At 62.0% G+C, this 16,550-nt stretch carries 12 protein-coding genes; 4 read left to right on the top strand and 8 right to left on the bottom strand.

Translation table 11 applies throughout. The features are described 5' to 3' along the window. The first annotated feature begins 91 nt into the window (after window positions 1-91). Window positions 92-586: an MgtC/SapB family protein gene (locus HX801_RS09520; RefSeq protein ID WP_008435167.1), complete on the top strand. Its 495-nt coding sequence runs from the start codon at window positions 92-94 to the stop codon at window positions 584-586. 86 nt (window positions 587-672) lie between these two features. Here the strand turns inward: HX801_RS09520 and HX801_RS09515 are convergent, their stop codons facing one another. Beyond that, the gene (locus tag HX801_RS09515) at window positions 673-1,509 is read right to left on the bottom strand and encodes a hypothetical protein (protein ID WP_177021960.1); all 837 of its coding nucleotides are present in this window, start codon (window positions 1,507-1,509) and stop codon (window positions 673-675) included. A gap of 195 nt (window positions 1,510-1,704) precedes the next feature. Next, window positions 1,705-1,863, bottom strand: a complete 159-nt coding sequence (locus HX801_RS09510; protein ID WP_166742161.1) for a hypothetical protein — start codon at window positions 1,861-1,863, stop codon at window positions 1,705-1,707. Between the two features lie 205 nt (window positions 1,864-2,068). Here HX801_RS09510 and HX801_RS09505 point away from each other — a divergent pair, with 205 nt between their 5' ends. The 3 genes from HX801_RS09505 to glgB all read left to right on the top strand — a co-directional run bounded on the left by HX801_RS09505 (window position 2,069) and on the right by glgB (window position 9,785). Then, window positions 2,069-4,066 (top strand): alpha-1,4-glucan--maltose-1-phosphate maltosyltransferase, encoded by a 1,998-nt coding sequence (locus tag HX801_RS09505; protein WP_102605565.1) that lies wholly within the window; start codon window positions 2,069-2,071, stop codon window positions 4,064-4,066. 140 nt (window positions 4,067-4,206) lie between these two features. Beyond that, entirely contained in the window at window positions 4,207-7,554 is a 3,348-nt protein-coding gene (gene treS / locus HX801_RS09500) for a maltose alpha-D-glucosyltransferase (protein ID WP_008435160.1), read from the top strand. Next, the gene (gene glgB, locus HX801_RS09495; RefSeq protein ID WP_003207521.1) at window positions 7,551-9,785 is read left to right on the top strand and encodes a 1,4-alpha-glucan branching protein GlgB; all 2,235 of its coding nucleotides are present in this window, start codon (window positions 7,551-7,553) and stop codon (window positions 9,783-9,785) included. The genes treS and glgB overlap by 4 nt, the downstream gene beginning before the upstream one ends. A 129-nt stretch (window positions 9,786-9,914) precedes the next feature. Here the strand turns inward: glgB and HX801_RS09490 are convergent, their stop codons facing one another. From HX801_RS09490 to HX801_RS09465, 6 genes are all read right to left on the bottom strand, one after another. Then, entirely contained in the window at window positions 9,915-12,500 is a 2,586-nt protein-coding gene (locus HX801_RS09490; protein WP_177021959.1) for an autotransporter outer membrane beta-barrel domain-containing protein, read from the bottom strand. Between the two features lie 95 nt (window positions 12,501-12,595). Further along, window positions 12,596-13,357, bottom strand: a complete 762-nt coding sequence (locus tag HX801_RS09485) for a PIG-L deacetylase family protein (protein ID WP_087692380.1) — start codon at window positions 13,355-13,357, stop codon at window positions 12,596-12,598. A gap of 187 nt (window positions 13,358-13,544) precedes the next feature. Next, the gene (locus HX801_RS09480; protein ID WP_177021958.1) at window positions 13,545-14,204 is read right to left on the bottom strand and encodes a glycosyltransferase family 2 protein; all 660 of its coding nucleotides are present in this window, start codon (window positions 14,202-14,204) and stop codon (window positions 13,545-13,547) included. Beyond that, on the bottom strand, window positions 14,201-14,800 hold the full coding sequence (locus tag HX801_RS09475) for an SAM-dependent methyltransferase (protein ID WP_177021957.1): 600 nt from the start codon (window positions 14,798-14,800) through the stop codon (window positions 14,201-14,203). Before HX801_RS09475 ends, HX801_RS09480 begins: the two co-directional genes overlap by 4 nt. Next, window positions 14,797-15,555, bottom strand: a complete 759-nt coding sequence (locus HX801_RS09470) for a PIG-L deacetylase family protein (RefSeq protein ID WP_003207531.1) — start codon at window positions 15,553-15,555, stop codon at window positions 14,797-14,799. Before HX801_RS09470 ends, HX801_RS09475 begins: the two co-directional genes overlap by 4 nt. Then, window positions 15,552-16,550, bottom strand: a complete 999-nt coding sequence (locus HX801_RS09465; RefSeq protein ID WP_102368888.1) for an acyl-CoA dehydrogenase family protein — start codon at window positions 16,548-16,550, stop codon at window positions 15,552-15,554. The genes HX801_RS09470 and HX801_RS09465 overlap by 4 nt, the downstream gene beginning before the upstream one ends.

Here is a 16,550-nt window from a genome sequence, read left to right as displayed (position 1 = left end):
ATTAGGGTGGGATGCGCAGGCAATGGTTCTGCGCAACTGACTGACGGTCGATGCTGTCCATGTTCTATCGACCCCCAACAAGGAAACGTCCATGGACGCCTGGTGGCATGAAGTCTGGGTAACCCTGCAAGCGGAATTTGCCGATATCGGCGATGCCCGGCAACTCACGCAAATCACCATTCGGCTGCTGATTGCCGCGATATTGGGCGGGATCCTGGGTTACGAGCGCGAACAGAAAGGCAAGGCCGCCGGGGTACGCACCCACATGCTCGTGGCCCTGGGCGCCGCGCTGTTCGTGTTGGTGCCGAGCATGTCCGGCTCCCAGGCAGACGCCATGAGCCGTGTGCTGCAGGGCGTGATCGCGGGCATCGGCTTTCTTGGTGCTGGCACCATCCTCAAGGGCAAGGAAGACGAAGAGGGTCAGCACGTCAAAGGGCTGACCACCGCCGCCGGCTTGTGGATGACCGCCGCCATTGGGGTGGCGGCGGGAATGGGGCGGGAATCCACGGCGGTACTCAGCACGTTGTTGGCTTTGGCGGTGTTCAGTGTGATGCCAAGAATCGTCAGGCTATTGGAAAAGAATTAGTCGCCGTATTTTTCATCAGGTCGCGCGTGAATGGGCTGACAGCGTGATATCGAGGCGTGTGCAACTTCACGCTCCTGCTGGACTGATCACTGTACCGGAATGGTGATTTGATCTTCTTTGTGATACGCGAATATGCGTTGGTCTTGAGCGAGCAAGTCAACACGAACCACCGGAAGCAGGCGCTGCGTATAGCCGTAATACTCGCGCTGAAGTTTCTTGGCCGCATCTCTTCCTGGCAAGTTGGCAGCGTTATAGAAGAAAGCCTGGAAGGGGACTTTATCAATCTCGGACACTGTCCAGGCTGAGGTGACGACTTCATTCCAATCTTCAATATAGTTTGCCGGCATCAGTTTTCTGACAGTGATGCTTAGAGAAAACTGCTGCGCCGATCCACGAAACGCACACATAAAAAAATAAGCCGGTTTGACTTTGTTGAAGTGGGCCAGCCAGGTGGGGCCATCCACCACGCCTTGCTCATCGCAGTGCCGGCTCCATTCACGCTGGTAGCCTGGCAGCTCCCTGGAAGTTTCGCCGCATCCATCCGGGCGGTCACCTGTCGCACCATTGGTGGGAAAAGAGCAGCGCACGCTGATTGGGCCCGCTGCGGTGGAGGGCAATGCCGACATTATTACGCCAGCGTCCCGTGCAAACAGCTTCCTGATGCCCAGGTCGGCTCGCAGGTAAGAGAATGCGGCGGCATTGCGCTCAAGCTCGCCGGGCGATGCTATGAGGCTGTCAGTGACGCGAATAAGCACCCCATTGCAGTGATACAGGGCCACGCCTTCGGCACACTGAGCAGCGGTGTCCTGGTAGCGGTTGTTTAATTTGCTTGCGATTTCCGTATCGAGCGGGCCGGAGGGTTCGGTGGTGCAGGCGGTCAAGGTGCAAAGGGAAAGCAGCAGGTAGGCGGCTGTTCTTTTCATGAGGTTTCTCCGAGAGGTTTTATTGTTCTGTTGTTCGCGCGTCGCGCACTTTGATCATGGGCGGCGTTCGTCTCGGCTGATACTGTCGGTTTTGACAGTTCTTTATAATTTTTTGTGAATGAAGTTGCACCTTATAGATTCAAGTAAACGCGGAAGCCTGAAGCTTCCGCTTTTTACTTCCTGTGATCGGTCTCTTCAGACAATCACCGGCGGCATCGTCGTCGGTGGTTCCTCCACCGGTGGTGGCTGTGTGCCTGGCGGTTCCTGCTCGGGAACCGGGTCGGGTTCGGTCGGCGGTAATGTGGGCTTATCTATATTGGGATCAGGCGTTTCAGCCGGAATAGGGATATTCATCGGTGTGGCCTCCTTTGTGCTTTGCTCTATCGGTGGACAATCGCGTGGTGGATTTGATTCCCCGCCCGATGGCGGGATATCCGCCTGAACTTTTCACTCGTCGGCATGCTCGGAACCTAGACGGCCCTGCTCAGGGAGAGTGGCGTCGTTTCAGAATTTGAATCAAGCACAAGAGCGTCCACTGGGCGTTAAGGGGAGATGCTCGATGACTGCTGAAACACTGACTCAAGACGATTCAACCTCCACATTACCGCTGTCCCAGGCACTGTTGCTGCCAAGGATCGCGATTGAAAGCACGACCCCGGTGATCGATGGCGGCGAGTTCGCGGTCAAGGCTGTGGTTGGCCAGCGCGTGCAGGTTGCCAGCAAGGTGTTCGCTGATGGCCACGACAAGCTTGCGGTGATGATCCGCTGGCGCCCGCGCAGTGAAGAAAGCTGGCACAGCGTGGTGATGACCGATGTCGGCAACAACGGCTGGGAAGGCGCATTCACCGTGACCGCCCAGGGCCCGCATGAGTATTGCATCGAAGCCTGGATCGACACGTTTGCCAGCTTTCGCTACGAACTGAGCAAGAAACACGAGGCCGGGGTGCCCGTCAGCCTGGAGTTGCAGGAAGGCCGCAGCCAGGTCCTGCAAGCCGCCGAGCGCAGTGACAATGAGCTGCGTGACCGCTTGATGTTGCTGCACCACGAACTCTCCGGTTTGCTGGAAACCGAGCAGGTCGCGTTGTTCCTGCACGAAGACAGTGCACACCTGATGACCCAGGCCGATCACCGCGCCTATTTGAGCATCAGCCCGGTGTATCCGATTGATGTAGAGCGCGAGGCTGCGCAATTTGCCAGCTGGTACGAGTTGTTTCCCCGCTCGATCACCGACGATCCCGCCCGCCATGGCACATTCAACGATGTGCACTCACGGCTGTCGATGATCCACGACATGGGCTTTGACGTGCTGTACTTCCCGCCGATCCATCCGATCGGTCGCAGCCACCGCAAGGGCAAGAACAATTCCCTGACCGCCGGGCCGGACGACCCGGGCAGCCCGTATGCCATCGGCAGCGAAGAGGGCGGCCACGAGGCGATCCATTCGCAGTTGGGCACCCGTGAAGATTTCCGCAACCTGGTCAAGGCCGCCGCCGACCATGGCCTGGAAATCGCCCTGGATTTTGCCATCCAGTGCTCCCAGGACCACCCGTGGCTCAAACAGCATCCGGGCTGGTTCAACTGGCGGCCCGACGGCACGATCAAATACGCCGAGAACCCGCCGAAGAAATACCAGGACATCGTCAACGTCGACTTCTATGCGGCCGACGCGATTCCCAGCCTGTGGGTCGAGTTGCGCGACATCGTGGTCGGTTGGGTGGAAGAGGGCGTGAAGACCTTTCGCGTCGACAACCCCCACACCAAGCCGCTGCCGTTCTGGCAATGGCTGATCAGCGATGTGCGTTCTAAATACCCTGAAGTGATCTTCCTCGCCGAAGCCTTCACCACCCCGGCGATGATGGCGCGCTTGGGCAAGGTTGGTTACTCCCAGAGCTACACCTACTTCACCTGGCGCAACACCAAGGCCGAGTTGAGCGAGTACCTGAGCGAACTGAACGAGTCGCCGTGGCGCGAGTGCTTCCGGCCAAACTTCTTCGTCAACACCCCGGACATCAACCCCGGCTTCCTGCATGAATCCGGCCGCGCCGGCTTCTTGATCCGCGCCGCGTTGGCCACCATGGGCTCAGGCCTGTGGGGCATGTACTCGGGTTTTGAACTGTGCGAAGCGGCACCGGTGCCGGGCAAGGAAGAGTACCTGGACTCGGAGAAGTACGAGATCCGCCCACGAGACTTCACGGCGCCGGGCAACATCATTGCCGAGATCGCCCAGCTCAACCGCATCCGCCGGCAGAACCCGGCCTTGCAGACGCACCTGGGGCTCAAACTCTACAACGCGTGGAACGACAACATCCTGTACTTCGGCAAACGCAGCGAGGATGGCAGCAACTTTATCCTGGTGGCCGTGAGTCTCGACCCGTTCAACGCCCAGGAGGCCAATTTCGAGTTGCCGCTGTGGGAGCTGGGCTTGCCGGACGATGCCCAGACCCAGGGCGAAGACCTGATGACCGGCCACCGCTGGACCTGGTACGGCAAGACCCAGTGGATGCGCATCGAACCGTGGCATCAGCCGTTTGGCATCTGGCGCATTACCGTAAGTTGAGATCGTTCCCACGCTCCGCGTGGGAATGCAGCCCCGGATGCTCTGCGTCCCCCAAGCGTGACGCGGAGCGTCGCAACAGGCATTCCCACGCAGAGCGTGGGAACGATCAGCGGCCCTCACGAATTTTCCAGGAGTTTCCAATGGCGAAGAAACCCAAGGCTGCCACCTTTATCAAAGATCCGCTCTGGTACAAAGACGCGGTGATTTATCAGGTTCACGTCAAATCCTATTTCGACTCCAACAACGACGGCATCGGTGATTTTCCCGGGCTGATCGCCAAGCTCGACTACATCGCCGACCTTGGTGTGAACACCATCTGGCTACTACCGTTCTACCCCTCGCCACGCCGTGACGATGGCTACGACATCGCCGAATACCGCGGCGTGCACAGCGACTACGGGACCATGGCCGACGCCAAGCGCTTTATCGCCGAAGCCCATAAACGCGGGCTGCGGGTGATCACCGAGCTGGTGATCAACCACACCTCCGACCAGCACCCCTGGTTCCAGCGCGCCCGCAAGGCCAAGCCCGGCTCGGCGGCGCGGGATTTCTACGTATGGTCCGATGACGATCAGAAATACGACGGCACCCGGATCATTTTCCTCGACACCGAAAAGTCCAACTGGACCTGGGACCCGGTCGCCGGCCAATACTTCTGGCACCGCTTTTACTCCCACCAGCCGGACCTCAACTTCGACAACCCGCAGGTCATGAAAGCCGTCCTGTCGGTGATGCGCTACTGGCTCGACATGGGCATCGACGGCCTGCGCCTGGACGCCATTCCGTACCTGATCGAGCGCGACGGCACCAACAACGAAAACCTCCCCGAAACCCACGACGTGCTCAAGCAGATCCGCGCCGAGATCGACGCCAACTACCCCGACCGCATGCTCCTGGCCGAAGCCAACCAATGGCCGGAAGACACCCAGTTGTACTTCGGGGACAAAAAGGGCGACGACGGCGATGAGTGCCACATGGCGTTCCACTTCCCGCTGATGCCGCGCATGTACATGGCGCTGGCCCAGGAAGACCGTTTCCCGATCACCGACATCCTGCGCCAGACCCCGGAGATCCCGGCCAATTGCCAATGGGCAATCTTCCTGCGCAACCACGATGAACTGACCCTGGAAATGGTCACCGACAAAGAGCGCGACTACCTGTGGAACTATTACGCTGCCGACCGCCGTGCACGTATCAACCTGGGGATTCGCCGCCGCCTGGCGCCGCTGATGGAACGCGACCGCCGGCGCATCGAGCTGCTCAACAGCCTGCTGCTGTCGATGCCGGGCACGCCGACCCTGTACTACGGCGATGAGATCGGCATGGGCGACAACATCTACCTCGGTGACCGCGACGGCGTGCGTACGCCGATGCAATGGTCCATCGACCGCAACGGCGGCTTCTCCCGCGCCGACCCGGCCAGCCTGGTATTGCCGCCGATCATGGACCCGCAATACGGCTACCAGTCGGTCAACGTCGAAACCCAGACCCAGGACCCGCACTCGTTGCTGAACTGGACGCGGCGCATGCTCGCGGTGCGTAAACAGTCCAAGGCGTTCGGTCGCGGCAGCCTGAAAATGCTCTCGCCCAGCAACCGCCGCATCCTGGCGTATACCCGCGAATACGCAGGCGCCGATGGCAAGAATGAAATCATCCTGTGCGTGGCCAACGTGTCCCGCAGTGCCCAGGCCGCAGAACTGGACCTCTCGGCGTTTGCCGGCATGGTTCCGGTGGAGATGCTCGGTGGCAATGCCTTCCCGCCCATTGGCCAGCTGAACTTCCTGCTGACCCTGGCGCCGTATGGCTTCTATTGGTTCGTGCTGGCGGCGGAAAACCAGATGCCAAGCTGGCACGTGGAACCGGCACAAAGCATCCCGGACTTCACCACCCTGGTGCTGAAGAAACGCATGGAAGAATTGCTCGAAGCACCGTGCCGCACCACCCTGGAACAGAATGCGTTGCCGGCGTGGCTGCCCAAGCGCCGCTGGTTTGCCAGCAAGGATACGGCAATCGACAGCGTGCACATCGCTTATGGCGTGCGCTTCGGCGACCCGCAGCATCCGGTGCTGCTCAGTGAAATCGAAGTCACCAGCGCCGGCCAGGTCAGCCGCTATCAACTGCCGTTCGGCTTCCTTGGCGAAGACCAGTTCACCAGCGCCTTGCCGCAACAACTCGCGCTTGCCCGTGTACGGCGAGTGCGTCAGGTAGGTTTGGTGACCGATGCCTTCAGCCTCGACACTTATATCCGCGGCGTGATCCAAGGCCTGCAGGCCAAAACCGTCCTCGACTCCACCGATGGCGAGATTCGCTTCGAGCCCACGGCGCAGTTGGCCAAACTGGAATTGAACGACGAGTCGGAAGTGCGCTACCTCGCGGCGGAGCAGTCCAACAGTTCCGTGGTGGTGGGCGGCAGCCTGGTGCTCAAGCTGATCCGAAAAGTCAGCGCCGGGGTTCACCCGGAACTGGAAATGGGCGCCTACCTGACCGAAGCCGGCTACGAGCATATCTCGCCGCTGTTGGGCTCGGTGATCCGCCACGATGCCGATGGCCAGGACAACCTGCTGATGATCGCCCAGGGTTACCTGAGCAACCAGGGCGACGCGTGGGGCTGGACCCAGAATAACCTGGAGCGAGCGATTCGCGACGAACTGGCCGAAGCCATGTCCGAGCAGGAACAGCACTACAACGCCCTCGGCGAGCTGGCGGATTTCGCCGGCTTGCTCGGCCAGCGCCTGGGCGAGATGCACCTGGTGCTGGCGGCGCCCACCACTAACAAGGCGTTCAAGCCCGAGGTCACAACCCTCAAGGACAGCCAGGGCTGGGCCAGGCACGTGGGCGCACAAATCGACCACGCCTTGCAGTTGCTCAAACAGCATCAAACCAAGTTGAACCCTGCCGATCAGGCGTTGGTCAGTGCTTTACTGGAGCAGAAAAAGGCCATCGCCAGTCACGTTCAGGACCTGGCGAAAGCCACGGTGGGCGGGTTGCGCATTCGCGTGCACGGCGACCTGCACCTGGGCCAGGTACTGGTGGTCAAGGGCGATGCCTACCTCATCGACTTCGAGGGCGAACCGGCGCGGCCGCTGCCTGAACGTCGCGGCAAACACAGCCCGTACAAGGATGTGAGCGGGGTGCTGCGCTCGTTTGATTACGCGGCGGCCATGGCGGTGAATGTGCAGGGCGTCGACCAGTCGCCCGAGGCCAATGCGTCCCGGCAACGTGTGGCGGATCGCTACTTGCATGAGGCCAGGCAGGCATTTATCCAGGCCTATCACGCTGCCACGACTACACTGGCCCATGACTGGCAGGATGCCAAAGGCCAGGACGCAGCGCTGGCGTTGTTCAGCCTGGAGAAGGCCGCGTACGAAGTGGCCTACGAAGCAGAGAATCGCCCGAGCTGGTTGCCGGTGCCGTTGCAAGGTTTGCACGGGCTGCTCAGCGGGTTGAAACCAATATCGAAAACTGCACGCGGTGGGGAGACGTCATGAGTTTTACAAGCAAAGAACCGCTGCAGGAAAAGTTGAGTGTGATGCCCAAGCCTGCTGATATCGAAGCCCTGGTGCGGGCCGAGCACCATGATCCATTCTCGATCCTGGGTCCCCATGACGATGAGCAGGGCGGCCAGTTCATTCGCGCCTTCCTGCCGGAAGCACTGAGTGTCCAGGTCCTGGCTCGCGACAGCGGCGAGCACATCGGCAGCCTCGATGCGACCCAGGTGCCGGGCTTGTTTGTCGGGCATTTCGGCAGCCGTCAGGCGTACTTGCTGAAGATCCAGTGGGCCGGTGGCGAACAGATCACCGAAGACCCTTACAGCTTCCAGCAACTGCTGCTGGGGGAGATGGACCTGTACCTGTTTGCCGAAGGCAATCACCGCGACCTGAGCAGTTGCCTCGGGGCACAAGTGACCAGCGTCGACGGGGTCCAGGGCGTGCGTTTTGCGGTATGGGCACCGAATGCCCGCCGGGTCTCGGTGGTGGGCGACTTCAATATCTGGGACGGGCGCCGTCATCCGATGCGCCTGCGCCATCCGTCCGGTGTGTGGGAGATTTTCATCCCGCGCCTGCAGCCCGGCGCGGCCTACAAGTATGAAATCCTCGGTGCCCACGGGATTCTGCCGCTCAAGGCCGACCCCATGGCCCTGGCCACGCAGTTGCCGCCGGATACTGCGTCCAAGGTCGCTTCGCCGCTGCAGGTCGACTGGCAGGACCACGACTGGATGCAATCGCGCAGCGAGCGACAAAAGCCCAGCGCACCCTTGTCGATCTACGAGTTGCATGCCGGTTCCTGGCAGTGCGAGCTGGATGAAGTCGGCGAGGTGTCCCGCCAGTACAGTTGGCGCGAGCTGACCGAGCGGTTGATCCCTTATGTACAGCAGTTGGGCTTCACCCATATCGAACTGATGCCGATCATGGAGCACCCGTTCGGCGGCTCATGGGGTTATCAGGCGCTGTCGCAATTTGCCCCGACGGCACGTTTCGGCTCGCCGGAGGATTTCGCATTTTTCGTCAACGCCTGCCATCAGGCCGACATCGGCGTGATCCTGGATTGGGTGCCGGCGCATTTCCCCACCGATACCCACGGCCTGGCGCAATTCGACGGCACCGCGCTGTACGAATACGCCAACCCGCTGGAAGGCTTCCACCAGGATTGGGACACCCTGATCTACAACCTCGGCCGCACCGAAGTCCACGGCTTCATGCTGGCGTCGGCGTTGCACTGGCTCAAGCATTTCCATATCGATGGCCTGCGGGTGGATGCGGTGGCCTCGATGCTGTACCGCGACTATTCGCGCAAGGCCGGTGAATGGGTACCCAACCGCCACGGCGGGCGGGAAAACCTCGAGGCCATCGACTTCCTGCGCCACCTCAACGATGTCGTTGCCCTTGAGGCTCCCGGCGCGCTGGTGATCGCCGAGGAGTCCACCGCATGGCCGGGCGTAAGCCAGCCGACCCAACAGGGCGGCCTGGGCTTCAACTACAAGTGGAACATGGGCTGGATGCACGATTCGCTGCACTACATCCAGCAGGACCCGGTGTACCGTGCCCATCACCACAACGAGCTGAGTTTCGGCCTGGTGTATGCCTGGTCCGAGCGTTTTATCCTGCCGATTTCCCACGATGAAGTGGTGCACGGCAAACACTCGTTGATCGACAAGATGCCCGGCGACCGCTGGCAGAAATTTGCCAACCTGCGGGCATACCTGAGCTTCATGTGGATGCACCCGGGCAAGAAGCTGCTGTTCATGGGCTGCGAGTTCGGCCAATGGCGCGAGTGGAACCACGATCAGCAACTGGACTGGTACCTGCTGCAATACCCCGAACACAGGGGCGTGCAGAAACTGGTGGGCGACCTGAACCGCCTGTACCGCGAAGAGCCGGCGCTGCATGACCAGGACGACGCGCCACAGGGCTTCCAGTGGTTGATTGGGGATGACGCGATCAACAGCGTCTACGCCTGGTTGCGCTGGAGCAAGGATGGCAGGCCGGTGCTGGTGGTGGCCAACTTCACGCCGGTGCCGCGTGAGGCCTACAAGGTCGGCGTGCCGTTTGCCGGGCGCTGGAGCGAGGTGATCAACAGCGATGCCGACACCTATGCCGGTTCCAACTTCGGCAACGGTGGCGGGGCGTTTACGGAGGAGGAGCCCAGGCATGGGCAGCCGTTGTCGCTGTCGTTGAACCTGCCGCCATTGGGCGTGCTGATCCTGCGACCGGACGCCTGACTTCCAGCCGATGAGGATCAAATGTGGGAGCGGGCTTGCTCGCGAATGCGCAGTACCAGTGCCAGATTTTTTGGCTGACACACTGCATTCGCGAGCAAGCCCGCTCCCACAGTGGGGATGTGTTGTGGCTTAGAAGTCGACCCTTATGCCAATCGTGCCTTTGCGCCCATTCAGCTGATTACTGTCCAGATTGCTGTTGTACCCCACCTCGCCATACACACTGACCGTACTCGATACCTGCAGCGTTGCCCCGGTGCTGACGTCCAGCGTGGTGGACTTCTGTTCGGTGTTGATGTCCGTGCTGTTATTGAACGTGACGGTGTTATTCCCGGCGCTGGCGTGCCACACGTTGGTACGCACATAAGGCAGCAGGGGCATGCCGCTCACGCTGTAGCTGCCCTTGAGGCGGACACCGAGACGAGTGACGACGTTAGTGTCGGCGCGGAATGAGACATCCGAGATTCCGTCGTTCTGGCTGTCCACATAGCTTCTATCGACAATCACCTGTGCCTGCGGCTCAACCTCCCACTGTTCAGACACCGCAAACGGCATTCCCACCTCCACAGACCCCAGCACGTTGTGGCCCTTGGTTGGGAGTTTGACGCCTCGGTCGGATTCACTGTGGCCATCGAACCGTGTACCCATCAGCACGACATCGATATAGGCGCGGTTGGCGCCGATGAGCGTCCAATACGCGCCCAGGCTGTCGCCGCGCAGGGTGGTGTTGCCGGCGTCCTTGCCCTGAAAACCGCCATTGAAGCCCGCCACATTGCCGGTCAGGCGGCTGTGGCCGACAAAGAAGCCGAAGCGTTGGGTCAGGCCAGCGTCGTTGGTCCAGGCATACAGGTCAGTGCCAACCTGGAAACCGGACAGGGAGCTGTCCAGCGACGGGCTGACGGTGCCGGCGAATGATTGCCGCGTGCTGCTGCCATACACCCGGCCCCAACCGGCCGCTAAAGCGCCAGGTTGACGTTGCAGGCTTTGATCGCCCGTGCGTTCGTGGTAGGTGCCCAGCATGCCCTGGACCATCTGCTGCACGGCGGGAAACAGTACGGCATATACCGGGACTTCCGGGCGATAGATGGGTATGGGTTCTTCTCCCGGGAAAATCCCCGGGAGGTCCGGCGTGCCGTCGGCGGGGACGGGGGGGAGAATGCCCACTGGGTCGTCAGGATCCTCAGGGTTGGGCAGCGGCGGCGCCACCACCGAGGACCGCAGGAACCAGTTTTGCCCGGTGCCCGGCGTTACGCCTCCTTTGAACAGGTAGTACTCATAGGCGCCTGCGGAAACGGATCCACCGCGCAGGGTAAACGCCAGGTCGCTGCTCGTGGCACCGTTAAGCGCTTCAACCACCTGGATGCCGTTCTGCAGCGTCATGGCGCCGGGGCCGGCAAGGTTGGTGACGGTGATGGTGGTGCCGCCTTGCAACGTGCCCTGGCTGACTACCAGCTTGTCACTGGCCGAGCCGTCGGCGCCGAGTACCGATTGCAGCGCGAGTTCGCCACCATTGCCGGTGTAGTTGCCGTTGACGGTCAGGCTGTCGGTGGCGCTGGAGCTGCCGGTGGTCATGTCGATCAGACCGCCGTTGTTCAGGTTGGCTGGTTGCCCGGCCGTGAAGGGGCTGATGCTGCCCTGTGTTACCTGCAGGGCGGCACTGCCAAAAATATTCAGGGTACCGGTGGCTGTAGCGCTGTCACCGAGCTTGAAGTCGCCGCCCAGGGTCAGGCGCGAATTGTTGTCCAGGTTGACGGTTTCCCAGTTGACATAGCGGGTTGGCGTGGCGGATCGGGTGTTGTCGAAGGTCAGGGTGTCGTTACCCAAACCACCGTCCAGAAGTGGTGTGGAGGCCAGGGTGGTTTCGGTCATGTTGAGCAGGAAACCCCTGTCAGCGCCATCACCCATGAGGATTTCCTTATGGATCAGACCGCCGCCTTCCCAAGTGAACTCATCGTTGCCAAAGCTGGCGAGGATCTGCCCACTTATTTCCCCTCCGCTGACGTTGATGATGTCGTCGCCGCCGCTGACGCTGATGTTGCCACCAACCGTTCCTCCGGAAACCAGGATGGTGTCGTTTCCGAAGCCAGTAACGAGGTTGCCGATGATCGCTCCACCCCGCAGGTCAAACAGGTTGTTGTCGAGCTTCATGTCGACCCGCCCGATGCTGCCACCGGTCATCAGCGCTACATCTCCATCTTCAAAAGCACCGACAATCCTGCCACTGCTCATGGTGAACTCGTCACGGCCGTCGCCCTGAGCCAGTGAGGCGACGGTGCCACCGCTCTGGAAGTACTGGTCTACCCCGTCACCCTGGGAGATTGCACCGGAGCTGCCGCCGCTGATTTGCGCAATATCACCGCCCGCGCCTTGCGTCACCGTGCCGGAGATATTGCCATTGAACAGCTGGAAAATATTTCTTCCGTCACCTTGATTGATCGCACCGTTGATCGCGCCGGAATCCATCGTGACCCGATCATCTCCCGCGCCATAAGTCACGTTGCCGACGATGATGCCGGTGCCGCCGACGGGGAACTCAAGGATGTTGCTTCCTTGTAAATCCGTCAGCGCGCCAGCACTGCCATCGCTGCACAGGGTGGTGTCGTTGCCTGCGGTTATGACCAGCGTACAGGCGGCGTGCGCGGGGAGGGGCCAATTGAGCAACAGCGTCGTCACGCTGCAGACGCTCAGATACGTCACTGATGAAAACCGCGTGCTCATGATTCGCCCTCCCTGCAAGCCGGTGTTCCAAGCTAGCCACACAGAAAGAGCGTTCGCTACTGTCAGAAGTTACAGGTATAGACGAGTGGGTGCGCCTACAAAAATACAATCTCATAGGGCTCGCGCATGCGCTCCAGCAGCACCTGCGCCAGGATCGGCGCCAGGCCGATTTCCGGGTCGCCTGCCAGTTGGCTGGCATAGGCGTGGGCGGCGTGCAGCTTGCGGGCGACGCTCCAGGTGTCGAGCCGCACCTTGCGCGCGCGCTGCCAGGGGATGGCGGCGGTTTCCCGAAGCGGCCAGTGCCACGCCCAGATCGGCAGTTCGTGCAAGCGCACGCCCTTGACTGCGCAGGCTTTGGCAGCGGCACGGCCGACGGCGTCGTGGTCGTCATTGCCGTCGTTGCGCCAGGTGGTGAACACCACGTCGCCGGGTTGCAGGTAGCGCGCAATGAACTGGCTCATTTGCTGTTCCCGCGCGGCCAGGGCGTTGTCGGCGAAACCGCCGCGGATCCATTTCAGGCTGTGCAGGGGCACGCCCAGGCGGCGCAGGGCTTCGACACTTTCCTGGGGCCGCACCACGCTCAAGCGTTTGGCCGGCCACACGGTAGACCCCGGATGGCTGGCGCTGCCGTCGGTGATGGAGATCAGTTGCAGGGAGTATTCAAGGGTGCTGAGCAATTGCAGCAGACCGCCGCAGGCGATCACTTCATCGCCGGGATGCGGGGCGATGATCACCACGCGGGCGCCCTTGGGCACCAGGGTTGCGGGGTTGATGGCAGGGATTTGCGCGAGTTGCGGGGCGCTGTTCCAGATTTGCGCGGGGCCCCGGCGGTTGTCACTTAACAGTGCAGGCTTCATGGGTGTCACGTCCTTGTTTATCGGTGGTGCAGGCCGTACCCCGTTGACGGGACGGCTCTTGTGGTACGCGAGCGTCAGGTACTGCACGCTCGCGGCGCGACGGCGTTCCAACCCTGGATTGCCGTGCAAGGAATAGTGATGATAGTTATGAATCGCCGCTTTAACACCGCCGGGTGTCGCAATTTTTTCAGGAGGCCTGCATCAGGCTCTTCAGGTAATCACCGAAGCCGCCCTGGGCGCGACAATCCAGGCGGGCACTGGTAATCACCTGGGGCGAGTGGCTCCAGGCAATGGAAGCCCCGCAGCGCTCCAACTGGCGCACCAGCTCCACGTCTTCATGGCAGGGCAGGGGCTCGAAACCGCCGGCCCGCACGTAGGCGCCGGCACTGACGCCCAGGTTGGCGCCGTGGATATGCCGATGCCCGTCCCGGGCGGTGTAGGCCTGGTGATAACGGATCTGCGCCGCCGGGTCGAAGCCCTCGCTCCAGGCGTCCACCGTCACCGTGCCGCACACCGCATCCACGCCCAGGGCCAGTTGCGCCACCAGCCAATCGGGAGCGACGCGGCTGTCGGCGTCGGTGCAGGAAATCCAGCGCGCGCCGTTATTAAGCAGGTGCCGCGCACCCACGCCGCGCACGTGGCCCACGTTTCGCGCCTGCACTTCCAGGCTGTGCACCTGGTATTCGCGGGCGATCATGGCGCTGCGGTCGCTGCAGCTGTCGAGCACTGTCAGAATCTGCACATCTTCACCCAGCAGGCCCGGATGACTGGCGGCGACCATCGCAGCTTTCAGGCATTCGGGCAGCAGTTTTTCTTCGTTATGCACGGGTATCAGGATGCCGATCATCGCAGTCCCTCCAGGGTCGCAACCGTGGTGCCGTCGCGGCTCCACAAATCCAGTAGAAAATCGCTTTCGTGATGTTGCGCCAGATGTGGCATGCCCAGGCGCTGGTCGAGGCGCACATGCACCTGTTCGGCGGTCTGCGGGCAGCCTTCGATGATCGGGCGCCAGTGGCAGGCGAGGATTTGTCCGTCAGGCGTCAGGGAGGCGAGCGCGCGATCGATCAGCCCATCGAAATCCTTCGGGTCCAGGTAGTAGCAAAGCTCGCTGAGCACGATCAGCTCGAAGGTTTCGCTGGGCCATTGCTGCGGCAGGCGGCTCTGCTGCACGGTGGCATGGCTGAAACCCCGCAGCCGCGCCTGTGCCAGGCTGACCGCCGCTTGCGCCGTGTCACAGCAGAGCAGGCGGTCACAGCGCGGGGCCAGCTCGAAGCTCAGTTCGCCATTGGCGCAGCCGGGTTCAAAGATCGAGGCATAGCGCGGCCGGGTCAGCAGCGCCAGGGTCAGGGCTCGCTTGCGCTGTTCATACCAGCGTTGCCGAAAGGCCCAAGGGTCGTCGTTGCCGGCAAACAGCTCGTCGAAATAGGGCGTGGCGACACTCATACGAACACCACTTCAAAAGGTTGCAGCAGGCGCTCCAGCACATAGGGCGCGAGCACCGGCGGCAGGCCGATCTGCGGGTCGCCTTCCAACTGGCTGGCGAAGGCATGGATGGCGTGCCGTTTACGGGCCACGGCTTCAGGTGTCAGGGGGATTTTACGAGCGCGATCCCAGGGCACCTGGCTGTCTTCCGGGGTTGCCCAATGCCAGGTCCACACGGGCAGCTCGAGCAAGGTTGCGCCCACCGCCCGGGTCGCCTTGGCACTGGCACGGCCCACGGCCTCGTGGTCGCAATGACCGTCTTCGCGCCAGGTGGTGAAGACCACGTCGCCGGGCTTGAGGTAACGCTCGATGAAGCGGCTCAGGTCTTCTTCACCTGCGGCGACCTGGCTGTCGCTGAACCCGGCCCGCAACCATTTCAGGCTGTGCAACGGCAATCCCAACCGGTGCAGGGCCTGCGCCGACTCTTGCGGCCGCACCACGCTCAGGCGTTCCACCGGCCAGCGGCGCGAGCCGGGATGACTGGCGCTGCCGTCGGTGACGGAGATCAGCAGGATAGGGCGATCCAGCGCGGCAAGGCCTTGCAGCAGGCCGCCGCAGCCTAGGACTTCGTCATCCGGGTGTGGCGCGATGATCACGGCGCGGCTGCCTTCAGGCACCAGTTCGGCAATGTCTACGCAAGGCAGCTCGGCCAGTCGCGACGAGCTTTGCCACACATGCAAGGGCGTGCCCTGGCCGACGATTGGATTGATCTTCATAGTTCCCATCTCCCTGGGCGCTCATCGGCGACTTGTTGACCAAGGGCGGCCAGGTCGCGCTCGGCGTGACTTTGCCGCAGGTACACCGGCAAGTCGGCCATCAACTGGGCAAAATGCGGGTCCTTGCAATACGGCCCGGCGCCCAGTGCTCGGCCGACATGGTGAATCACCTGGTCGACGGTTTCTTCGATACAGGCCCGTGCCTGTTGTGCCAACAGCCGGGCATCTGCCTTGGGCTGCCGGTCGATATGGGTGGCGCTGTCGCGCAGCACACAGGCCGCGCTGTGCAAGGCACTGTCGACGCTGCCAAGGTGCGCCAGGGCGTGGGGCTCCGGGCGTTTTGCGCACTGCTCGCGCAAGGCCTCCGCCAAGCGTTGTGCCGCGCCGTACCAGCAGGCGGCGATGCCGATGCCGCCTTGCCAGAAGCCCGGGCGCGCCAAATAGTCCCCAGGCTTGCCGATGGCCAGGCCAACGGCGTCGTGGAAAAGCACTTCAACGCTGCCCGTAGCGGCCATGCCCACGGCGGCCCAGCCCTCATCGGTGACGGTTACGCCGGGCTGGTGCATTTGCACTGCAACCAGTTGCTGGCGATCCTCTTCATCCCACGCCGTGAGCAAGCCGTGGCTGACCACCGCCGCGCCCGAGCACCAGGCCTTGCGGCCCTCCAGCCGCACACGTTGGCCGTCACGCCGGATCCGCACCTTGGCGGTGGGCGGTTCGGCCGCCCACATGCCCCACGTGCTGCCAACCGGCGGCAAGGGGCTGTCGAGTTCAGCGATGATCGCCAGGGCGTCCGTGTGGCCTTCAAACAATTTGCACAACCGCAGGTCATGGCCGGCGACTTGCGCCAGCCGGCTGAAGCGTTCCAACGTTTGCCCGCTGCCCGGCAAGGGCAACTGGTCCAGGCCTTCCTCCACCAAAGCCCTCAGCGCAGCGCCAAGGGCCTGGGTGTCCGGGTAATCCCGGTAGCCGCGAAGAAACTCATGCAAGGCCAT

Origin of the sequence: Pseudomonas sp. G1002, from assembly GCF_013385455.1 — a bacterium.
GTDB lineage: Bacteria > Pseudomonadota > Gammaproteobacteria > Pseudomonadales > Pseudomonadaceae > Aquipseudomonas.
Note: the sequence above shows the minus strand (reverse complement) of the source record. Positions and strands in the feature narration are given on the sequence as shown.

Coding starts and splice junctions, on each gene's coding strand:
- HX801_RS09520 (WP_008435167.1), top strand. CDS start 92: ATGGACGCCTGGTGGCATGAAGTCTGGGTAACCCTGCAAGCGGAATTT.
- HX801_RS09515 (WP_177021960.1), bottom strand. CDS start 1,509: ATGAAAAGAACAGCCGCCTACCTGCTGCTTTCCCTTTGCACCTTGACC.
- HX801_RS09510 (WP_166742161.1), bottom strand. CDS start 1,863: ATGAATATCCCTATTCCGGCTGAAACGCCTGATCCCAATATAGATAAG.
- HX801_RS09505 (WP_102605565.1), top strand. CDS start 2,069: ATGACTGCTGAAACACTGACTCAAGACGATTCAACCTCCACATTACCG.
- treS (WP_008435160.1), top strand. CDS start 4,207: ATGGCGAAGAAACCCAAGGCTGCCACCTTTATCAAAGATCCGCTCTGG.
- glgB (WP_003207521.1), top strand. CDS start 7,551: ATGAGTTTTACAAGCAAAGAACCGCTGCAGGAAAAGTTGAGTGTGATG.
- HX801_RS09490 (WP_177021959.1), bottom strand. CDS start 12,500: ATGAGCACGCGGTTTTCATCAGTGACGTATCTGAGCGTCTGCAGCGTG.
- HX801_RS09485 (WP_087692380.1), bottom strand. CDS start 13,357: ATGAAGCCTGCACTGTTAAGTGACAACCGCCGGGGCCCCGCGCAAATC.
- HX801_RS09480 (WP_177021958.1), bottom strand. CDS start 14,204: ATGATCGGCATCCTGATACCCGTGCATAACGAAGAAAAACTGCTGCCC.
- HX801_RS09475 (WP_177021957.1), bottom strand. CDS start 14,800: ATGAGTGTCGCCACGCCCTATTTCGACGAGCTGTTTGCCGGCAACGAC.
- HX801_RS09470 (WP_003207531.1), bottom strand. CDS start 15,555: ATGAAGATCAATCCAATCGTCGGCCAGGGCACGCCCTTGCATGTGTGG.
- HX801_RS09465 (WP_102368888.1), bottom strand. CDS start 16,550: ATGGCCTTGCATGAGTTTCTTCGCGGCTACCGGGATTACCCGGACACC.